General features: G+C 64.3%; 16 protein-coding genes. 3 read left to right on the top strand and 13 right to left on the bottom strand.

Annotation, left to right across the window (positions count from 1 at the left end; all coding sequences use genetic code 11):
* Window positions 1-28: 28 nt before the first annotated feature.
* On the top strand, window positions 29-1,021 hold the full coding sequence (locus AWB83_RS20870; protein WP_087047511.1) for an ABC transporter substrate-binding protein: 993 nt from the start codon (window positions 29-31) through the stop codon (window positions 1,019-1,021).
* A 244-nt stretch (window positions 1,022-1,265) separates the two neighbouring features.
* The gene (locus tag AWB83_RS20865; RefSeq protein WP_087047510.1) at window positions 1,266-2,636 is read left to right on the top strand and encodes an MFS transporter; all 1,371 of its coding nucleotides are present in this window, start codon (window positions 1,266-1,268) and stop codon (window positions 2,634-2,636) included.
* Between the two features lie 6 nt (window positions 2,637-2,642).
* On the opposite strand, the gene AWB83_RS20860 is transcribed toward AWB83_RS20865, so the two are convergent.
* The 13 genes from AWB83_RS20860 to AWB83_RS20795 all read right to left on the bottom strand — a co-directional run bounded on the left by AWB83_RS20860 (window position 2,643) and on the right by AWB83_RS20795 (window position 16,609).
* A complete protein-coding gene (locus tag AWB83_RS20860; RefSeq protein WP_087047509.1) occupies window positions 2,643-3,551 on the bottom strand; it encodes a LysR substrate-binding domain-containing protein in 909 nt (302 codons plus the stop codon).
* A 106-nt stretch (window positions 3,552-3,657) separates the two neighbouring features.
* A complete protein-coding gene (locus AWB83_RS20855; RefSeq protein ID WP_087047508.1) occupies window positions 3,658-4,383 on the bottom strand; it encodes an amino acid ABC transporter ATP-binding protein in 726 nt (241 codons plus the stop codon).
* Window positions 4,384-4,437: 54 nt separating this feature from the next.
* Window positions 4,438-5,094, bottom strand: a complete 657-nt coding sequence (locus AWB83_RS20850) for an amino acid ABC transporter permease (protein WP_087047507.1) — start codon at window positions 5,092-5,094, stop codon at window positions 4,438-4,440.
* Entirely contained in the window at window positions 5,091-5,855 is a 765-nt protein-coding gene (locus AWB83_RS20845; protein ID WP_087047506.1) for an amino acid ABC transporter permease, read from the bottom strand. The genes AWB83_RS20850 and AWB83_RS20845 overlap by 4 nt, the downstream gene beginning before the upstream one ends.
* Before the next feature lie 43 nt (window positions 5,856-5,898).
* A complete protein-coding gene (locus AWB83_RS20840) occupies window positions 5,899-6,711 on the bottom strand; it encodes a transporter substrate-binding domain-containing protein (RefSeq protein ID WP_087047505.1) in 813 nt (270 codons plus the stop codon).
* A 39-nt stretch (window positions 6,712-6,750) separates the two neighbouring features.
* Complete coding sequence (locus tag AWB83_RS20835) at window positions 6,751-7,824, bottom strand: ABC transporter ATP-binding protein (RefSeq protein ID WP_087047504.1); 1,074 nt, start codon at window positions 7,822-7,824, stop codon at window positions 6,751-6,753.
* Between the two features lie 39 nt (window positions 7,825-7,863).
* A complete protein-coding gene (locus AWB83_RS20830) occupies window positions 7,864-8,706 on the bottom strand; it encodes an ABC transporter permease (RefSeq protein WP_087047503.1) in 843 nt (280 codons plus the stop codon).
* The gene (locus AWB83_RS20825; protein WP_244197821.1) at window positions 8,703-9,587 is read right to left on the bottom strand and encodes an ABC transporter permease; all 885 of its coding nucleotides are present in this window, start codon (window positions 9,585-9,587) and stop codon (window positions 8,703-8,705) included. Before AWB83_RS20825 ends, AWB83_RS20830 begins: the two co-directional genes overlap by 4 nt.
* Window positions 9,588-9,628: 41 nt before the next feature.
* Window positions 9,629-10,726 (bottom strand): ABC transporter substrate-binding protein, encoded by a 1,098-nt coding sequence (locus tag AWB83_RS20820; protein WP_087047502.1) that lies wholly within the window; start codon window positions 10,724-10,726, stop codon window positions 9,629-9,631.
* A gap of 161 nt (window positions 10,727-10,887) precedes the next feature.
* Complete coding sequence (locus tag AWB83_RS20815; protein WP_087047501.1) at window positions 10,888-12,363, bottom strand: aldehyde dehydrogenase family protein; 1,476 nt, start codon at window positions 12,361-12,363, stop codon at window positions 10,888-10,890.
* Window positions 12,360-14,057, bottom strand: a complete 1,698-nt coding sequence (locus AWB83_RS20810) for a 5-guanidino-2-oxopentanoate decarboxylase (RefSeq protein WP_087047500.1) — start codon at window positions 14,055-14,057, stop codon at window positions 12,360-12,362. Before AWB83_RS20810 ends, AWB83_RS20815 begins: the two co-directional genes overlap by 4 nt.
* An 806-nt stretch (window positions 14,058-14,863) precedes the next feature.
* Window positions 14,864-16,054, bottom strand: coding sequence for an MFS transporter (locus AWB83_RS20800; RefSeq protein WP_087047498.1), 1,191 nt, complete (start codon window positions 16,052-16,054; stop codon window positions 14,864-14,866).
* Between the two features lie 81 nt (window positions 16,055-16,135).
* Complete coding sequence (locus AWB83_RS20795) at window positions 16,136-16,609, bottom strand: Lrp/AsnC family transcriptional regulator (protein WP_087047497.1); 474 nt, start codon at window positions 16,607-16,609, stop codon at window positions 16,136-16,138.
* Between the two features lie 178 nt (window positions 16,610-16,787).
* Here AWB83_RS20795 and AWB83_RS20790 point away from each other — a divergent pair, with 178 nt between their 5' ends.
* Window positions 16,788-18,170, top strand: coding sequence for an amino acid permease (locus AWB83_RS20790; RefSeq protein WP_087047496.1), 1,383 nt, complete (start codon window positions 16,788-16,790; stop codon window positions 18,168-18,170).
* Window positions 18,171-18,235: the final 65 nt, after the last annotated feature.

Here is an 18,235-nt window from a genome sequence, read left to right as displayed (position 1 = left end):
CTTCAGATACGAACAAGGGAACAGAACCATGGGCAAGCTCAACCTCTCGGTTGCGGTGGGTAACTACGACCGCATGCGTCCTCTCGTGGACGGCGAAGTGCAGATCGATGGCGTCGATCCTGTCTTCATGCTGCAGGACCCCGAGGAGATTTTTTTCCGCGCGTTTCGTCACGCGGACTACGACGTCTGCGAACTGTCGCTGTCGAGCTATAGCGTGAAGACGGCGGCGGGCACGAGCCCTTATATCGGCGTGCCGGTGTTTCCGTCGCGGGCGTTCCGGCACACGTCGATCTACGTGCGCAACGATCGCGGCATCGATTCGCCCGCGGATCTGAAGGGCAAGCGCATCGGCGTGCCCGAATACCAGCTGACGGCCAATGTCTGGGCGCGGCTCTTTCTGGAAGAGGATCACGGCGTCAAGGCCTCCGACGTCACCTGGGTGCGCGGCGGCTACGAGGAAACCGGCCGCGAGGAGAAGATCAAACTGAACCTGCCCGCCGATGTGCGCCTCGAGAACGCGCCGTCCAACGCGACCATCACGGGCCTGCTCGCCTCGGGCGAGATCGACGCGGTGATCGGGCCGCGCGCGCCGTCGTGCTTCACGAACGGCCATCCGAACGTGAAGTATCTGTACGACGATCCGCAGAAGGCCGCTGCCGACTGGTACACGCGCACGAAGCTGTTCCCGATCATGCATCTGCTCGGCGTGAGGCGCACTCTCGCGGAGCAGCATCCGTGGCTGCCGGGCGCGCTCGCGAAGGCGTTCGAGAAGAGCAAGGCGGTCGCGCTCGCGAAGCTGAGCGACACGTCCGCGACGAAGGTGACGCTGCCGTTCGTGGAAGAGCAGTTGCGCGCCGCGCGCCAGCTGCTCGGCCATGACTTCTGGTCGTACGGTTTCGAGCCGAACCGGCATGTGCTGTCGCGCTTTCTGAAGCGTCATCACGAAGAAGGGCTGTCGAGCCGTTTGCTGCAGCCCGAGGAGCTGTTCCACCCCGCCACGCTGGAGAGCTTCAAGATCTGACGAGCGGCGGCGTGCGAATCTTTGGTTGGGCTGCCGAACTGCCGGGTCGATTCCACTCGCTGTCAGGCGGCTCGATTCAATCGTCGTACCATCAGTTGTTCGACGGCGCCGTGCGCGCAGCATCATAGTATTAACCACTAGGGCATTCCGAGCATATCGCAATTACTCATGTCGTGATGTATGTCGGAACCGCTTATTGGACTAAATTGTCCATATAAGCGCTTGCCCTTATTGGGGAATCGAAATGGCTGCCACTCAACGAGGGGCCATGCCCCTTTCCGACGAAGACTATCGGCGCCAGTTACGCCGTGCCGTCATTGCCAGCACGATCGGTACGACGATCGAATGGTACGACTTCTTTCTCTACAGCACCGTCACCGGCCTCGTCTTCGCCAAGCTGTATTTCCCGGAATCGGACCCGCTCGTCGGCACATTGCAGGCCTTTCTGATCTACGCCGTCGGTTTTGTCGCGAGGCCGATCGGCGCGGCCATCTTCGGCCACTTCGGGGACCGCATCGGACGCAAGGCCACGCTGATCGTCACGCTGTTGCTGATGGGGCTCGCCACCTTCGCCGTCGCATTCGTGCCGACTTACGCGACGATCGGCATCTGGGGCGCCGTCGTGCTGACCGTGTTGCGCTTCATCCAGGGCGTGGGCGTAGGCGGCGAATGGGGCGGCTCCGTATTGATGTCGATGGAGTGGGCACGCACGAACTCGCATCGCGGCTTCGTCGCTTCATGGCCGCAATTCGGCGTGCCTGCGGGACTGTTCATCGCCAATCTTGCCGTGCTGGCAATGAGTCAGATTTCCGGCAATGCCTTTCTCACGTGGGGCTGGCGCGTGCCGTTCGTCCTCAGTATCGTGCTGGTCGCGATCGGCCTCTATATCCGCCTGAATATTCTCGAGACGCCGATCTTCTCCAGGCTCCTGGCCGAGCAGAAGATCGAAAAGACGCCGATGCTCGAAGTCATACGCCGGCAGCCAAGGGACATTCTTCTCTCCGCCCTTGTACGAATGGCCGAACAGGCGCCTTTCTATATCTTCACGGCCTTCGTCTTCACTTATGGCGTGCGGACCCTCGGCGCGTCACGCGATCTGTTGCTCGCGGCTGTCCTGGCCGCGTCCGTGCTGGAGTTTTTCACGATTCCACTGTTCGGTCACGTATCGGACCTCATCGGGCGCCGGCGGATGTATATGATCGGCGCGGCCCTCGCGGGCATATTCGGCTTTATCTATTTCGCCATGGTCGACAGCAGGGACCCAGCCTGGATCTTCGCGGCCATCGTGCTGTCACTGGTTCCGCATTCGATGATGTACGGTCCGCAGGCGGCTTTGATCGCGGAGTCCTTCACGGGGCGGCTGCGGTACAGCGGCGCGTCACTGGGCTATCAACTGGCCTCGGTGATTGCAGGCGGACCCGCGCCGTTGATCGCGACCGCGCTTTTCGCGTATTACCACTCGGGCTATGCGATCGCAGGCTATATCTTCGTGTGCGCGTTGTTCAGTCTCGCCGCCGCATGGCGGATGGGCGACTACACGAACAAGGACATCTCGCGCGAATATGACGAGAGTCATCCGCTGGGCGAGCACGCCCACGCGAAACCGGCTCATTGATCGACGTCATGCGACGGTTGGCCGCTTTTCAATCACAGCCGCGGCATCCCGATCGTGCACGATCCAGTCGCTGAAGAGCCTGACCTTCGGCTGATTCGCAACGCAGTCCGGATAGACGAAGTAGTAGCGTGAGCCCGTCTCGAGCACGGTGTCGAACGGCATGACGAGTCGCCGGGCCGCCACGTCTTCGCTGACCAGCGTGCGGTCGCTGATTGCGACACCGAACCCCTGCATGGCGGCGTTCGTCGCCAGATCGAGCGTTTCGAATGTCGGCCCGAGGGTGGCGTCGATCTCGCTCGCACCCGCACGGTCCAGCCACAGCTTCCAATCGCGGTGATCCCGCGTCGGATGCAGCAGGGCATGATGCGCGAGATCCGCCGCGGCGGCCAGGGGCCTTTCATCGAGCAGATCCGGCGAGCAAACCGGCGTGAGCTGCTCGTCGAAGAGCGCTACGGCGTGCACGTCCGCGCCGGGCGACGATCCATAGATGATCGCGGCGTCGAACGATTCCACCTGAAAATCGACGTCGTGCTGCCAGGTCGTCGTGATTTGCAGCTGCAATTCGGGATGCTCGCTCTGGAAACGCATGATCCTCGGCAGCATCCATCGCATCACGCAGGTCGGCACTTTCAGCGCGAGATCGGTGCGCTGACGCGTAAGGCGCAGCGATACCTCCTCGATGCGCGCGAAGCCTTCCCGGACGACGGGCAGCAGCACGTCGCCTTCCGCCGTCAACGTCAGTCCCCTTGCGCCCCGTTTGAAAAGGGGAAACCCGAAGTACTCCTCCAGCGCGAGAATCTGCCTGCTGATCGCCCCTTGTGTGAGGCACAGATGTTCCGCCGCGCGCGTGAAACTGCGGTGACGCGCGACCGTCTCGAAGATCTGGAGTGCATTGAGCGGAGGAAGTCGTCGCATGGGGCGTGTCTCCGATCATGGGAACGATGTCGGCCGGGCATATGCCCGGCCGGGCAGCAACGTGACATGACGGTCATGCATATAGTAGCAAGTCGGACGCACGGTGCTAGTGGAGTATCTTGCCCAGGAATTCCCTTGCGCGGTCCGACCGTGGATGCGCAAAGAACGCGTCCTTGCTGTCGTCCTCGACGATGCGCCCATGATCCATGAAGATCACCCGGTGCGCGACCTTTCTGGCAAACCCCATTTCGTGGGTGACGCACATCATCGTCATGCCTTCCTGGGCCAGCTCGACCATCACATCCAGCACTTCGTTGATCATCTCCGGATCGAGCGCGGAAGTCGGTTCGTCGAACAGCATCGCGACCGGATCCATCGACAGCGCTCTCGCGATCGCCACGCGTTGCTGCTGGCCGCCGGAAAGCTGCCCGGGATATTTGTCCGCGTGCGCGCGCAGGCCGACCCGCCGAAGCAGGCGCAGCGCCTTGTCGGCGGCTTCGTCTTTCGAGCGCCCCAGGACTTTCGTCTGTGCGAGCGTGAGATTTTCCGTGATCGACATGTGCGGAAACAGCTCGAAGTGCTGAAACACCATCCCGACCTTCGCGCGCAGTTTCGACAGACTGGTGCGCTTGTCGCGGACGGACTCGCCGTTGATCGTGATGGTCCCGCTCTGGAACGGCTCGAGCCCATTGACTGTCTTGATGAGCGTCGACTTGCCGGATCCGGAAGGCCCGCAGACCACGACCACTTCGCCTTTGCTGACTTCGGTGGTGCAGTCGGTCAGTACCTGAAACTGCCCATACCACTTCGATACATTACCGATGGAAATCATGCGCAAACCCGTTTTGACATGGTTGAACGAGGACGCCTGCCACGGCGGCGAGCTTCACCGATGCCGGCCGACCTGATACCGGCGCTCAAGCGCGCGCGCATACCAGGTCAACGGAAAGCACATGGCGAAGTACAGCAACGCAACGAGGGCGTAGATCGGGAAGGGACGAAACGCTGCGTTCGTGATCATGGTCCCGGTCTTGGTCAGCTCCGTGAGCCCGATGATCGACGTGAGCGCGGTGCTCTTCACGACCTGCACGAGAAATCCCACGGTAGGCGGCACGGCGATCTTCCATGCCTGCGGCCAGACGACATAACGCAGCTGCTGCGTCCACGTCATGCCGAGGCTCGCCGCCGCGCTCCATTGGCCGCGCGGCACCGCCTCCACACAGCCTCGCCAGATGTCGGCGAGATAGGCGCCCGTGTAAAGCGTGAGCGTGACCGTCGCGGCGGCCCAGGGCGACACCTCGACGCCCAGCAGCGGCAAGCCGAAGAACCCGAGGAAGAGCTGCATCAGAAGCGGCGTGCCCTGGAACAGCTCGACGTACAGCACCACCATCCGGCGCAGCCACGGCAGCGGCGACACCCGCATGGCGAGCAGCACGAGCCCCGTCAGGCCGCCCCCGAGGAACGCGATCAACGACAGCAACACGGTCCAGCGCGCGGCGAGCAGCAGGTTGCGCGCGATATCCCATAGCGTGAATTCGATCATCGTGAACGCTCCTTGGGAAGGCCGGGCTCCGCGCCGCCGAGACGCACGGAGAACAGGCTACGCAAGCCGCGACGAGGCGCGATCATCACGCCACGGGCGGCCCGTCCCGCGAACAGCCGCTTGCCGAGCCGGTTGATCAGCATGCGCAACACGATCGACAGCGCCAGATAGATCGCGGTGACGATCACATAGCATTCGAACGAACGGAAATTGCGCGACTGAATGAAGCTGGCGGCATGGGTCAGGTCCGGCACCGAAATCTGCGATACGACCGCGGAACCGAGCATCACGATCAGCACCTGCCCGAGCAACGCCGGAAACACGTTTGCGAGCGCCTGCGGCAACACGACGTGGCGGAAGACCTGCGGGCCCCGCAAGCCGAGCGCCATCGCAGCCTGAGTCTGCCCGCGCGGAATCGAGTCGATCCCCGCCCGGACGATTTCGATGGCATAGGCGCCAAGGTTTACCGTCATCGCCAGCACGGCGGCCTCGATTTCGTCGACGTGCACGCCGAGACTGGGCAGTCCGAAGAACACGAAGAAGAGCTGCACGAGAAACGGCGTATTGCGGATGAGCTCGACATACGCGGCCACGAGGGCGCGAGCCCACTTCGAGCCCGCCACGGCGATGCACGCTCCCACGATGCCTACCATGCCGCCCAGCACGGTCGACGCGGCGGTCAGGCCGAGCGTGACCGCGACGCCATGCGCGAGTACGTCTGCGTAGAGGCCGAAGTCGCTGAAATCGAACGTGTAGGTCATCGCGGCGCCCTCCTGCGTGCGAGCGAGTGGAAAGCGAAGCGCATCACAGATCGGCCGGCAGCGGTGCCCGCAGCCACTTCTGGGAGATGGCGTTCATCGTGCCGTCCTTCTTCGCCGCCGCGATGGCCTCGTCCACCTTCTGCTTGAGGCGCGGCTCGTTCTTGTTCAGGCCCACGTGATCGGGCGAACTGAAGAGCGAAAACTTCTGCTCGGGATCGTTCGCGGGATGACGCGCGATGATCGTCGCGCCCACGTCGTTGCCCACCACGAGCAATTGCGCCTGACCGGACAGGAACGCGGAGATTGCGCCGTTCGGGTCGTCGAAACGCTTGATGACCGCGGACGGCGGCGCGACCTTGCTCACGCTCAGGTCTTCGAGGGTGCCGCGCGCGACGGCAACGGACTTGCCGGCCAGGTCGCCTGCGTTCTTCACCGCAAGCGATTTCGAACCGAACACGGCCAGGTTGTACGGCGCATACGGTTGCGAGAAGTCGATCACCTTTTCGCGCTCCGGCGTCTTGCCGACCGAGAGCAGCATGTCGGCTTTATGGTCGGCAAGGTACGCCATGCGGTTGTCACCCGTGACCTGAACCAGTTCGACCTTCACGTTGAGCGTCTTGCCGATCAGGCTCGACACGTCGATGTCATAGCCTTGCGGCTTCATGTCCGGCCCGATGGAGCCGAACGGCGGATAGTCCTCGAAGACGCCGATCCGCACGACACCGGACTTGTTGATCGTGTCGAGCGCATCGGCCTGCGCCAGCGGCGCAAATGCGCCAAGGCCGACGATGCACGAGAAGGAGAGGAGGGCGGACGTGCGCACGAGGAAGCGCTTCGCGGGATTCGTGGTGTTCATGAGGATGTCTCCTGTGATTAGGCTTGGGACGGCGTGAATTCAGTGCGCGGTGCGTGCCGCGATGAGCTTGCAGGCGTGCGGCGGTAATTCCGCGAAGATGGGCATGCCCACCTGGAGGTCCGGCGTCTCGCGTGGTGTCGTGGCCGCGGTCAGCGTGAAGCCGGCGCAATCGATGGTGGCTTCGAGCGACGCGCCGACATCCCGGATGAACGTCACCTTTCCGGCCAGCACATTGGGTCCGGGACTGGCTACGGCAGCCCGCATGGACACGTCTTCGGGGCGAATCAGCAGGCGGACCTCGCCTGCCGCGCCATTTGCGCGCGGCGCGGCATCGACGATGATCTGCTGGCCGCCCGGAAGCCCGATCCGGTCGCCGCCGTCGTGCGTGACGGGCAGGATGTTGCCGAGGCCGATGAAATCGGCGACGAATTCGCTGACGGGATTGCGATAGATGTCGAGTGGCTTGCCAACCTGGGCGATGCGTCCTTTTTCCATCACGACGATCTCGTCGGCCATCGTCATGGCTTCGCGCTGGTCATGCGTCACCATGATCGTCGTGATGCCCAGGCGCTGCTGCAGCAGACGGATTTCGACCTGCATCGCTTCGCGCAGCTTCGCGTCGAGCGCGGAGAGCGGTTCGTCGAGCAGCAACAGCTTCGGTGACGACGCGATGGCGCGCGCAATCGCCACGCGCTGACGCTGGCCGCCCGAAAGCTGGGAGACCGGCCGGTCCGCCATGTGCGGCAACTGGATCAGTTCGAGCAGCTCGGCGACCCGCCTGGCTTGCGCGCTTCTCTCGACCCGGCGCAGCCGCAGCGGATAGGCGACGTTCTGCGCGACCGTCATATGCGGGAAGAGGGCGAGCGACTGGAACACCATGCCGAAATCGCGCTGGTTTGCCGGCACGTGCGTAAGGTCGCGACCTGCAAATGCGACGGCACCGGACGATGGCGTTTCGAGCCCCGCGATGATCCGCAGCAGTGTCGTCTTCCCGCAGCCGGACGGTCCGAGAAAGCACACCAGCTTGCCGTCGGGCACGGCGAGGTCGACGTGATCGACGGCGAACGCGGTGTGAAAGCGCTTCGTCACCGCCTGAAGTGTCAAATGAGTCATGAGAGTTCCCTGTGCACGCGAAGGCCAAAGCGGCGACGGTTAAAGCACAACGCCTTCATCGCCGACCAGCTTCTCGAGCAGCCAGATCAATGCAAAGTCGACGAGCACGATGAAGACCGCAAACGAAAACACGGTTGGATCGAGCGACGACACGGTGCGGCTGTACAGCCAGATGGGCAGCGTCATCGTATCGATGCCGTACAGAAAGAACGTCACCGTGAATTCGTTGAACGAGATGATGAAGGCGAACAGCATGCCGGCGAGAATGCCCGGCCGCATCAGCGGCAACACCACGTCGACGATCGCGCGGCGCGGGCTCGCGCCCATCAGGCACGCGGCTTCCTCGAACTCGGGGCCGATCGACGCGACGGATGCGGCGCAGTTCTTCACCGTGAACGGCAAGGCGAGAATCACGTGCGCGATGATGAGCCGCAACAGGCCGAGCTCGACGGGCAGCACGTTGAACACGAGCAGCAGCGAGAGGCCGAGCATCACGAGCGGATAGACGAGCGGCAGCGCGACGAGCTGTTCGATCAGGGCCTTGCCGCGGAAGCGGTAGCGCGAGAGCGCGTAGGCCGCGGGCACTGAAACCGCGGTGGCGATGATCATCGTCGAGATCGCGACGATGAGGCTCGTCGTCAGGGCGGTTCCCATCGAGAGCACATCGCCGGCATCGGGCGACAGGAACGTGTGCCACGCGGCCTGATACCAGCGCAGCCCGAAGCTCTGCGGCGGAAACTCGAGCGTGTCCGAATTGCCGAATGACATCGTGATCATGGTCAGGATCGGCAATGCCGCGAGAAAGAGCACGATGGTCGCGAGCAGGCTGGCTGCACGGCTCAGACGTCCGGGCATGATCGCGGGAAGGCGCAAGGTGTTCATGAACGGGATTCCTCCATGCGTTGCATGCTGCGTACAAGCCGTTGCGAGACCGCCATGACCACGAGCGTCGCCACCATCAGCACCACGCCGGATGCCGACGCGGCCGGCCAGTTCAGGAGCGGCGCCACCTGGTCATGCACGAGCACGGCGAGCATGGGCACGCGACGCCCGCCAAGCAGCAGGGGGACGGCAAACGCGCTTGCGTTGTAGGCGAATACGAGCAATGCACCGGAGACGAGGCCTGGCATCGCGAGCGGCAGGATGATGTGGCGCAGCGTCTGCCAGCGGGTCGCGCCCAGCGTTGCGGCTGCTTCCTCGTAAGAGCGCGATACGGCGCGCATCGCGCTCGCGAGCGGCAGCACGGCGAGCGGGAAGGCGGTCTGGATCAGGCCGAGCAGCACGCCATTCTCGCGATAGAGCCACTGCAGCGGACGCCGGATGACGCCTGCGGCGAGCAGCGCATGATTCAGCAGGCCGGCCGGCCCCAGCATCACGAGCCATCCGTAGCCTTGCAACAGCAGGTTGACGAGCAGCGGCAGCAGCACGCCCGCGAGGAGAAGCCGGCGGGCGATCCGCGACTCGGTGCGCGCCATGGCAAGCGCCACGGGAATCGCGAGGAGCACCGCGCAGATCATGCTTTGAAATGCGAGCCGCAGTGTGAGCCAGAGCGAACGCAGGAAGTACGAATCGACGAGGTCGGTGTAATTGCGCAGCGTGAACGCATGCCACTCGTTCCCCGACACGCCGAAGCTCATGCGCAGCACCGCGAGCGCGGCCGCGACGAGCACGGCGAGAAATGCCAGGATGGGCGCGAGCAGCACCCATGGGGGCACCCTGGGCAGCGCCGGCGGCGCCGACCGCTCAAGGGCAACGCCCGCCATCGCTGCCGTCCTGCGGCGGAATGAAAGTGCGGACATGGATGTCAGGCCGAGAAGATTTCCGTATAGCGCTTGATCCAGGCCGGCTGTACCGCCGCCAGCGCCTTGTCGTCGTGCAGCACGGCGTTCTCCGCGATCTGCTGAGGGGACGGCACGAACGCGCGGCTTTCGGCCGGGATCACCGCCTTCGAGTTCACCGGACCGTTCAGCACGTCGGCGGCCATGCGGCCTTGCACGCCGGCGTCGAGCGAATGGTTGATGAACGCGTGGATCAGGTCGATGTCGCCCGGATGCGCCTTCGGAATGACCGTGAACATCAGCTGGGTCGCGAAGCCTTCCTTCATTCCGTACGTGACGGCCATCTTGTACTCGGGCTTGCGCAACTGATTGGGGAAGAATGCCGGCGAATAGATGCCGCCGATATCCAGCGACCCGGTGCGAAACAGGTCGGCGACCTGATTCGGATTCTCTCCGAGCGTGAGCACCCGGTCCTTCAGTTGAGCGAGCTTCACGAAGCCGGGCTCGATGTTCTGCTGCGAACCGCCGGCCATCTTGGCGGCAATGATCGCGAGATCGACCGCTTCGGCCCATTCCGGCGGCGGCAGGAAGAGACGGCCCGCATACTTCGGATCCCACAGCGCCTCGTAGGTCGAGGGCGGCGTCTTCACGGACGACGTGCTGTAGACGAGGCCGTCCGACCACAGCAGGTAGCCGATGCCGAAGCCGTTGGCGCCGGTCCGGTACTGCGGGGCGACATCCTTCAGATTGGGCAGCCGGTTCAGATCAGGCTTCATCAGGAGGCCGGCATCCGCGAGCCCCGAGGCCCCCACTCCCGCAAGCGTGATCACGTCGTAGGTCGGCCGGTCTCCCGCCGCCTTGACTTTCGCCACCATGCCGGACGTGCCGTCAGCCCGGTCGGCGATGACCTGTGCGCCGGTCTTCTGGCTGAAGGTCATGGCGATGTTGCGCAGTGCCGCGGCGCCAGTGTCGTCGGACCAGGTGAGCAGGCGCAGCGTCTTGCCAGCAAAGCGCTTCTCCTGTGCCTTCGCCGTGCTGATGAACGGCATCGGCAGGCTCGATGCAGCCAGCGCCATGCCGATGGTCTTGATGGCCTGCCTTCTGCCTCGTTTGATGTCTTGCATGGTTATCTCCTCGCTGAGCGATGCAGCAGTAGGTCAATGCGGTAGGTGATCGACAACGGCGCTGGTGAGAACACTCTAGGGATGCAAAATTTCGGAAACAAACGAAATCTCGGCATGGTTGCCATGAGCCGGGCGCATGGCTCGGGATTCGAAAAAGCCGTTCAGCCGGGGCCGGTCGCGGTCAATACCTGTTTGATTTCCTGGAAAGCCGCGAGTCCGAACGGCCCGAGCTCGCGGCCGAGGCTGCTTTTCTTGTAGCCGCCCCAGGAGGTCTGCGGAAAGATCAGTTGTGGTGCATTGATCCACACGACGCCCGCCTGCAGTGCACCGGCCACACGCTGGCCGCGCGCCGGGTCGCTCGTGACGACGGTTGCGACCAGCCCGAACTCGGTGTCGTTGGCCGTGGCGATCGCTTCGTCTTCCGTATCGAAGCTGCGCACGCACAACACCGGCCCGAAGATTTCTTCGCGCCACACCGCGCTGCCGGTGGGCACATCGACGAACATCGTGGGCTGCACGAAATATCCGCGGCCTTCCGGCGCGCCGCCCTGGACCACCAGGCTCGCGCCGTCCGCCTTGCCGCGCGCGATGTAACGCTGCACGCGTTCGTACTGCGCGCGGGTCGTGAGCGGCCCCATCTGCACGCCGGACGCAAACGGATCAGCGACGACGGTGCGCGCCACCCGGTCGGCGAGGCGAGCGATCAGCGCTTGCGCGAGCGGTCGCTCGACGAGCACGCGCGAAGTGGCCGAGCACATCTGCCCGGCATTGAAGAGCGCGCCGCCCGCCACGAGATCGACAGCGAGATCGAGGTCGGCGTCCGCGAAAACGATGATGGACGACTTGCCGCCCAGTTCGAGGCTCACGCCCTTGATGGTTTGAGCGGCCGCTTTCATGACCTGCTCGCCGACCGCCGTGCTGCCGGTGAACGAGACCTTTGACACCAGCGGATGTGTCGTGAGCGCTGCGCCGACTTCCGTTCCGGTGCCCGTCACGACGTTGGACACGCCCGGCGGCAGACCGGCCTGCTCGACGATCGCGGCCAGCTCCAGTTCCGGCAGCGGGGTGAATTCGGAGGGCTTCAGCACGACGGTGCATCCCGCGGCGAGCGCAGGGGCGAGCTTCCACGCCGTCGTGACCATCGGGAAGTTCCACGGCACGATCAATCCGACGACGCCCGCCGGCTCACGACGGATCACCGCGCGATGATCGCCGTTGGGGATGGCGACTTCTTCTTCGGCGGCATCCAGCCCTTCGGCCAGCTCCGCGTAATAGTCGAAGGTGGCGACCACGTCGCCGACGTCGATCCGGGATTCGGCGATCGGCTTGCCGTTGTTGAGCGACTGAAGGGCGGCGAGATGCTCGCGGCGCGCCTCCACGCCGCGGGCAATCGCTCGCAGAAGGGCCGCGCGCTCCGCGCCCGAAGTCTGCTTCCAGGCGCGAAAGGCATGTGCCGCCGCGCGCACCGCGCGATCTACATCGGCGGGGCCGCCGGCCTCCACTTCGACGATCGTCTCTTCAGTCGATGGATTGACGACGGGCAGCCGCTGTCTCGTCTCGGGCGCGCACCAGCGGCCGTCGATGAAGAGCTGAGTACGCAGCGGGAATTCGAAAAGGGGGCGTGCCTGCGCGCTCATGACGGCACCCGTGCGAACCAGTCGGCTTCGCGAACCTCGATCACGGTCGGGACCTCGCGCGATACCGCTCGCCGCAATTCGAGGTCGAGGGCCTGCGGGCCGTCGACGCTTGCCGCCTCGCATCCGAAAGCTCTTGCCAGCGCCGCGAAGTCAGGCGTGTAGATATCGACACCAACGGGCGAGATATCGCGCTCGGCCATATATTTCCGGATTTCGCCGTAACCGAAGTTGTTCCACAGCAGCACGATCACGGGCACGCGCGCTTCGACCGCGCTCGCCAGCTCCGGCAGCGTGAACTGAAGGCCGCCGTCTCCGATCAGGCATACGACCGGCCGTCCGCATGCGGCGAGCTTCGCGCCGATCGCGGCGGGCAGGCCATAGCCCAGGGTGCCGTAGCCGGTCGACGAGTTGAACCAGGAGCGCGGTGTCGGCGCATCGTAGAGGAAGTTGCCTGCGTAGACCGGGCTCGTCGAATCGCCTGCAATGATGACGTCGGGCAACGCACCGACGATCGTGTCGATCAGGCGCTTCTGCGATCGCATCGCGGCGTCGCAGCTGGCCATGATGGCGTCGCGCACTGCCGTCACGCGCGCGGCGCCCCAGTCGGACGAGGGAGGCCGAACAGGTCGCTCGTGCAGTCTTGTCGACAGGGCGCTCAACGCCTCCCGCGAGTCGCCGACGATGGCCACGTCCGGATGAACGTTGCGCATCAGCTGCTGCGCGTCGATATCGATGCGGATGAGCTGCCCGGCGATCGCGAACCCGCCGTCGAATACGACGTCATAGTCGGTCTCACCCAGTTCGGTTCCGACCGCGAGCACCACGTCGGCTTCGCGAATCATCGCGCGGGTTTGCGGAAGCGACTGCGTGGAGCCGATGAGAAGCGGCTGCCCGCACGGCAGGAGACCTTTCGCGTTGGTCGTGAGCGCGACGGGCGCCTGCAGCCGTTCGGCGATTTCGCGCAGTTCGACTGCGGCGCGTGCCGCACCGCCGCCTGCGAGGATCAGCGGGCGCCGCGCCTCGGCAAGCAGCTCCGCCGCGGAGGCGAGCGCGGCGGGGTGTGCGGTGGGCCTCGCGGGGCGCACTACGGGTGCCGCCTTGATGACGTTCGCCGGGGCAACGATCACGTCGAGCGGGATTTCGATATGCACAGGCCGGGGCCGGGCGCTCTCGAATACCGCGAACGCGCGCGCCAGCACCTGGGGCAATTCGGCGGCGTCCAGCAGTGTGTGGGAGAAGGCGGCGAGTCCGTTGAATACTTCGCGCTGCGAAGGCAATTCGTGCAGGCGCCCGTCTCCACTTCCCAGATCGCGCCGCGCATTGACACTCGATATCACGAGCATCGGTATGGAGTCGGCATAGGCCTGTGCCATCGCGGTCGCGATGTTGGTCATGCCCGGCCCGGTGATGATGAAGCACACGCCAGGCTTGCCTGTGACTCGCGCGTAGCCGTCGGCCATGAAGCCCGCGCCCTGTTCGTGGCGGGGCGTCACGTGCCGGATCGGCGAGCTCGCAAGACCGCGATAGAGTTCCACGGTGTGCACGCCCGGGATGCCGAACACGTACTGAACGCCATATTCCTCGAGCAATGTGACGAGCGCTTCGCCACAGGTTCGATGGCATGGAGCCACCTGCCGGTTTGCCGCTCTGACATTGCGTTCATCGAAGTGCTTGATGGATTCGCGAAGGTTCATCGGTCGTCGCATTCCTGGTTGGGTTGTCCGTGGACGCGGCAGGAAAGACGAGTCGGCATCGCGTGCTGAACGGCGGCACGAACTTGCAGTGATCTCGATTCGACTTGTCTTGTGCCTGGGCGCTGGCGGCTGTGTTGCAATCATTCTCGACGCGGTGCCGCGGCGGCAACAATCGAAAAGATTTCATGAGGCGCATGACTTTCCCGCATGAGCCAAGGAAAACCCGCATGCATTCACGGCGAACGCTGTCGGTGCAGCGCAGCCGAATGATGGACGTTGGTCAGGTGAGGCGAGGGCGGTTAACTCGGCGATTCGACGGGAGGCTTCGGGGGCATGAAGGAATTGCGATGCGACTCGCGTTTCATCGGCTGCGGCGCGCGTTCGGCCGCCCACCGCGCGATACGGGCATCGGGCAGCACCTCACGGCGCGAACTCTCGCGAACGCTTGGGGTTCGCTTCTTCACGCCGCGCGCTTTCCTCATACGAGTCGTGCAGCAGGCGCAACTGCCCGAGCGTGGCGCGGTCCTGTTACCGTCGCGAGCGCGCGGTCCGCATTCATTCCTTCGTGGTTTTCGGCCGTTGGGGCTGCTGTGACTGATCCGGGCGGCCGCGTTGCGTCGGCGCTCTCGTACATGCGTCCGGGGGCGTGACAAAAGGCACGTCGTCGCAGCAGCACGCATACACCGGAAATCCGTACGCATTCGTGCGGATGATGGTCGTTGGCCCGTGCAGCGGGCACACCGCTTTCATGGCGCCTCCCGAAACTCGTTGGTCGACTCTTTCCATCGTACACGCGATCGGGCAGTTCAACTGTCGCGCGCGAGCATGCACATGACGAGCGGTATGAGCGCGAGCGCGGCGCCGGCAAAGAACGTCGTCGAAGCGCCGCTGCGATCCCATAGCCAGCCCGCGATCGAACTTGCCAGCACCATGCACAGGCCACTCGCGAGATTGAACACGCCGAACGCGGTGCCGCGCAGCGAAGCGGGCGCCGCCTCGGCGATCATCGCCGCAAGAATGCCTTGCGTGAAGCCCATGTGCAGCCCCCACAAGGCGACGCCCGTGAACAGCGTCATCATCGACGCACCGGCGCCAAGCAGCACGTCGGCCGCGATCAGCAGCACGAGGCCGCAGGCGAGCAGCGCACGCGGGTTCCAGCGATCGGACAAGGCGCCGGCCGGATACGCGGAGAGCGAATACGCGAGGCTCATCACCACCATCACGCCGGGAATCCATGCGATGTCGAGCCCGGTCTGCTGCGCGCGCAGCACGAGAAACGCCTCGCTGAAACGCGCCAGCGTGAACGTGGCGCCGATGCCGACGACATACCAGTAACGGCCGGAAAATTCACGTAACGACTGCCAGTGCAGCGGCGACCGGAATCGACCTTGCACCGGCGGATGTTCAGGTTCGCGAACACCAAGGACGATGACGGCGACCGCCACGAATGCCGGCACCGTCGCGAACCAGAGCACCGCGCGGATGTGATCGGACAGCGCGAGCATCAGCGCGATGGCGAGCAGGGGGCCGGCAAACGCGCCGATCGTGTCCATCGACTGCCGCAAGCCGAAGCAGGCGCCGCGGATCTCGGGCGGCGCGATGTCCGCGACGAGCGCGTCGCGGGGCGCTCCGCGGATGCCCTTGCCGAAGCGGTCGAGCAGGCGCGCGGTCGCGACCAGCGCCGGCGTGTCCGCAAGCGGAAACAGCGGCTTCGTCAACGCGGCGAGGCCATAGCCGAGCAACAGCAGACCCTTGCGACGGCCGAGCCAGTCGCTCAAGGACCCGGAAAAGACTTTCACGATCATCGAAGTCGCTTCGGCGGCGCCTTCGAGCGCGCCGAGCGCGGTGACGCTCATGCCCATCGTCGTGACGAGATAGATGGGCAGCAGCGCGTGCACCAGCTCGGACGACAGGTCCATGAACAGACTGACGATGCCGAGTGCCCATACGGTGCGGGGAATCGAGGCTCGCCGGGTTGCATCGAGGTTGGAGGTCATCGGTTTGACGCGTTCGGACGGGTTCGGTCAGTGCGAAAGATGCGCGGTTTCTGCGGCACACATCGTGATCGTAGAACGGTTCTACGATTCGAGCGGCACCGCGCTCACGCACTTGAGTTCGTCGAGACACACGCTCGACTTGACACCGCTTACGCCCGGAATGCGCATCAGCGTATCGAGCAGGAATTCCGACAAGCCTTTAAGATCCCGCGCGATGACCTTCAGCATGTAATCGATATCGCCGGTGACGGCGAAGCACTCCTGGATCTCCGCGAGCCTGCCGACGACGCCCTTGAACTTCGCCAGGTCGCGCACGTGGCCGCGCTCCATCGTCACCTGGATGAACGCGACCACACCGAAGCCGAGCACTTGCGCATCGAGCCGGGTTTCATAGCCCTTGATCACGCCCAGTTCCTCCAGCCGCCGATGACGCCGCAACGTCTGTGCCGGCGACAGATTGATGGCCTCCGCGAGTTCGAGATTGGAGATGCGTCCGCGGGATTGCAGAATCCCGAGCAAACGCAGGTCGATACGATCGATCTCGATGGTCTGCAATTTTATTTCTCCGATGGGCGACTTGAGGAAATCCAGATTCGCAAACTAGGGTTTGTATGCGGCTCTTAGGAAATCATATTGTGCCGCAAGAAACTTACACTGATTCCCCTAATCGAGCGGGGCACGCTTGAAGTCGGAAGCGTCCGGAATCAACCGCAGCACAAAAGGAGAGAGACACGTGGCACATGAGGGACACGGCACGCTCAAGCGCGGCCTGAAGAACCGTCACATTCAGCTGATCGCGCTCGGCGGCGCGATCGGGACAGGGCTGTTTCTCGGTATCGCCCAGACGATCAAATCAGCGGGGCCGTCGGTCCTGCTCGGCTACGCGATCGCCGGCATCGTCGCGTTTTTCATCATGCGGCAACTCGGCGAGATGGTCGTCGACGAGCCCGTCGCGGGTTCCTTCAGCCATTTCGCGGACAAGTACTGCGGGCAATACGCGGGCTTTCTGTCGGGCTGGAACTACTGGGTGCTCTACATTCTCGTGTCGATGGCCGAGCTTTCGGCGGTCGGCATCTACGTGCAGTACTGGTGGCCGGGCGTCCCGACATGGGTCTCCGCGCTCGTATGCTTCTGCGTCATCAACGCGATCAACCTCACGAGCGTCAAATCGTACGGCGAGCTGGAGTTCTGGTTCGCGATCGTCAAGGTCGTGGCGATCGTCGGCATGATCGGCTTCGGCGGCTATCTGCTCTTCTCGGGCAGCGCCGGGCCGGAAGCGAGCGTGACGAACCTCTGGCGTCATGGCGGCTTCTTTCCGAACGGCATCTCGGGTCTCGTGATGGCCATGGCCGTCATCATGTTCTCGTTCGGCGGGCTCGAGCTCGTCGGCATCACCGCGGCCGAGGCGGATGATCCTTCGCGCACGATCCCGCGCGCGACCAATCAGGTGATCTACCGCATCCTGATCTTCTATGTGGGCGCGCTTGGCGTGCTGCTTTCGCTGTATCCGTGGGAGAAGGTAGTCTCCGGCGGCAGCCCGTTCGTGCTGATCTTCCACGCGATGAACAGCAACTTCGTGGCCCACGTGCTGAATGCGGTGGTGCTCACGGCGGCGCTCTCGGTCTACAACAGCGGCGTGTACTGCAACAGCCGCATGCTGTACGGCCTCGCGCAGCAGGGCAACGCGCCGCGCGCGCTGCTCAAGGTCAACGCGCGCGGCATTCCGCTCGTCGCGCTCGGCGTCTCCGCGCTCGCGACTGCCGCGTGCGTGCTGATCAACTACCTGATGCCGGGCAAGGCGTTCGAGCTGCTGATGGGGCTCGTCGTGTCGGCGCTCATCATCAACTGGGCGATGATCAGTCTCATTCACCTGCAATTCCGCCGCGCGAAGGCCCGTGCCGGTGAAACGACCACGTTCCGCAGCCTCGGCTATCCGCTCACCAACTACCTGTGCCTCGCCTTCCTCGGCGGCATTCTGGTGGTGATGTGCCTGATTCCCGATCTGCGCATCTCGGTCTATCTCATCCCGGTCTGGCTCGCCGTGCTGGGCGTGGGCTATGTCGTTCGCAACCGGCGCGCGGGCGCGTCGATGCCGTCGCGCGTGCCGCTGCGCTGAGCGTGTGGCCCGGTCGCGGGACGGCGCGCAGGGCCGTCCCGTTCGATCTCATCCGTTTGCCTTGC

The sequence above is a fragment of the Caballeronia ptereochthonis genome, from assembly GCF_001545075.1.
GTDB lineage: Bacteria > Pseudomonadota > Gammaproteobacteria > Burkholderiales > Burkholderiaceae > Caballeronia > Caballeronia ptereochthonis.
This window is presented reverse-complemented; position numbering and strand designations above follow the sequence as displayed.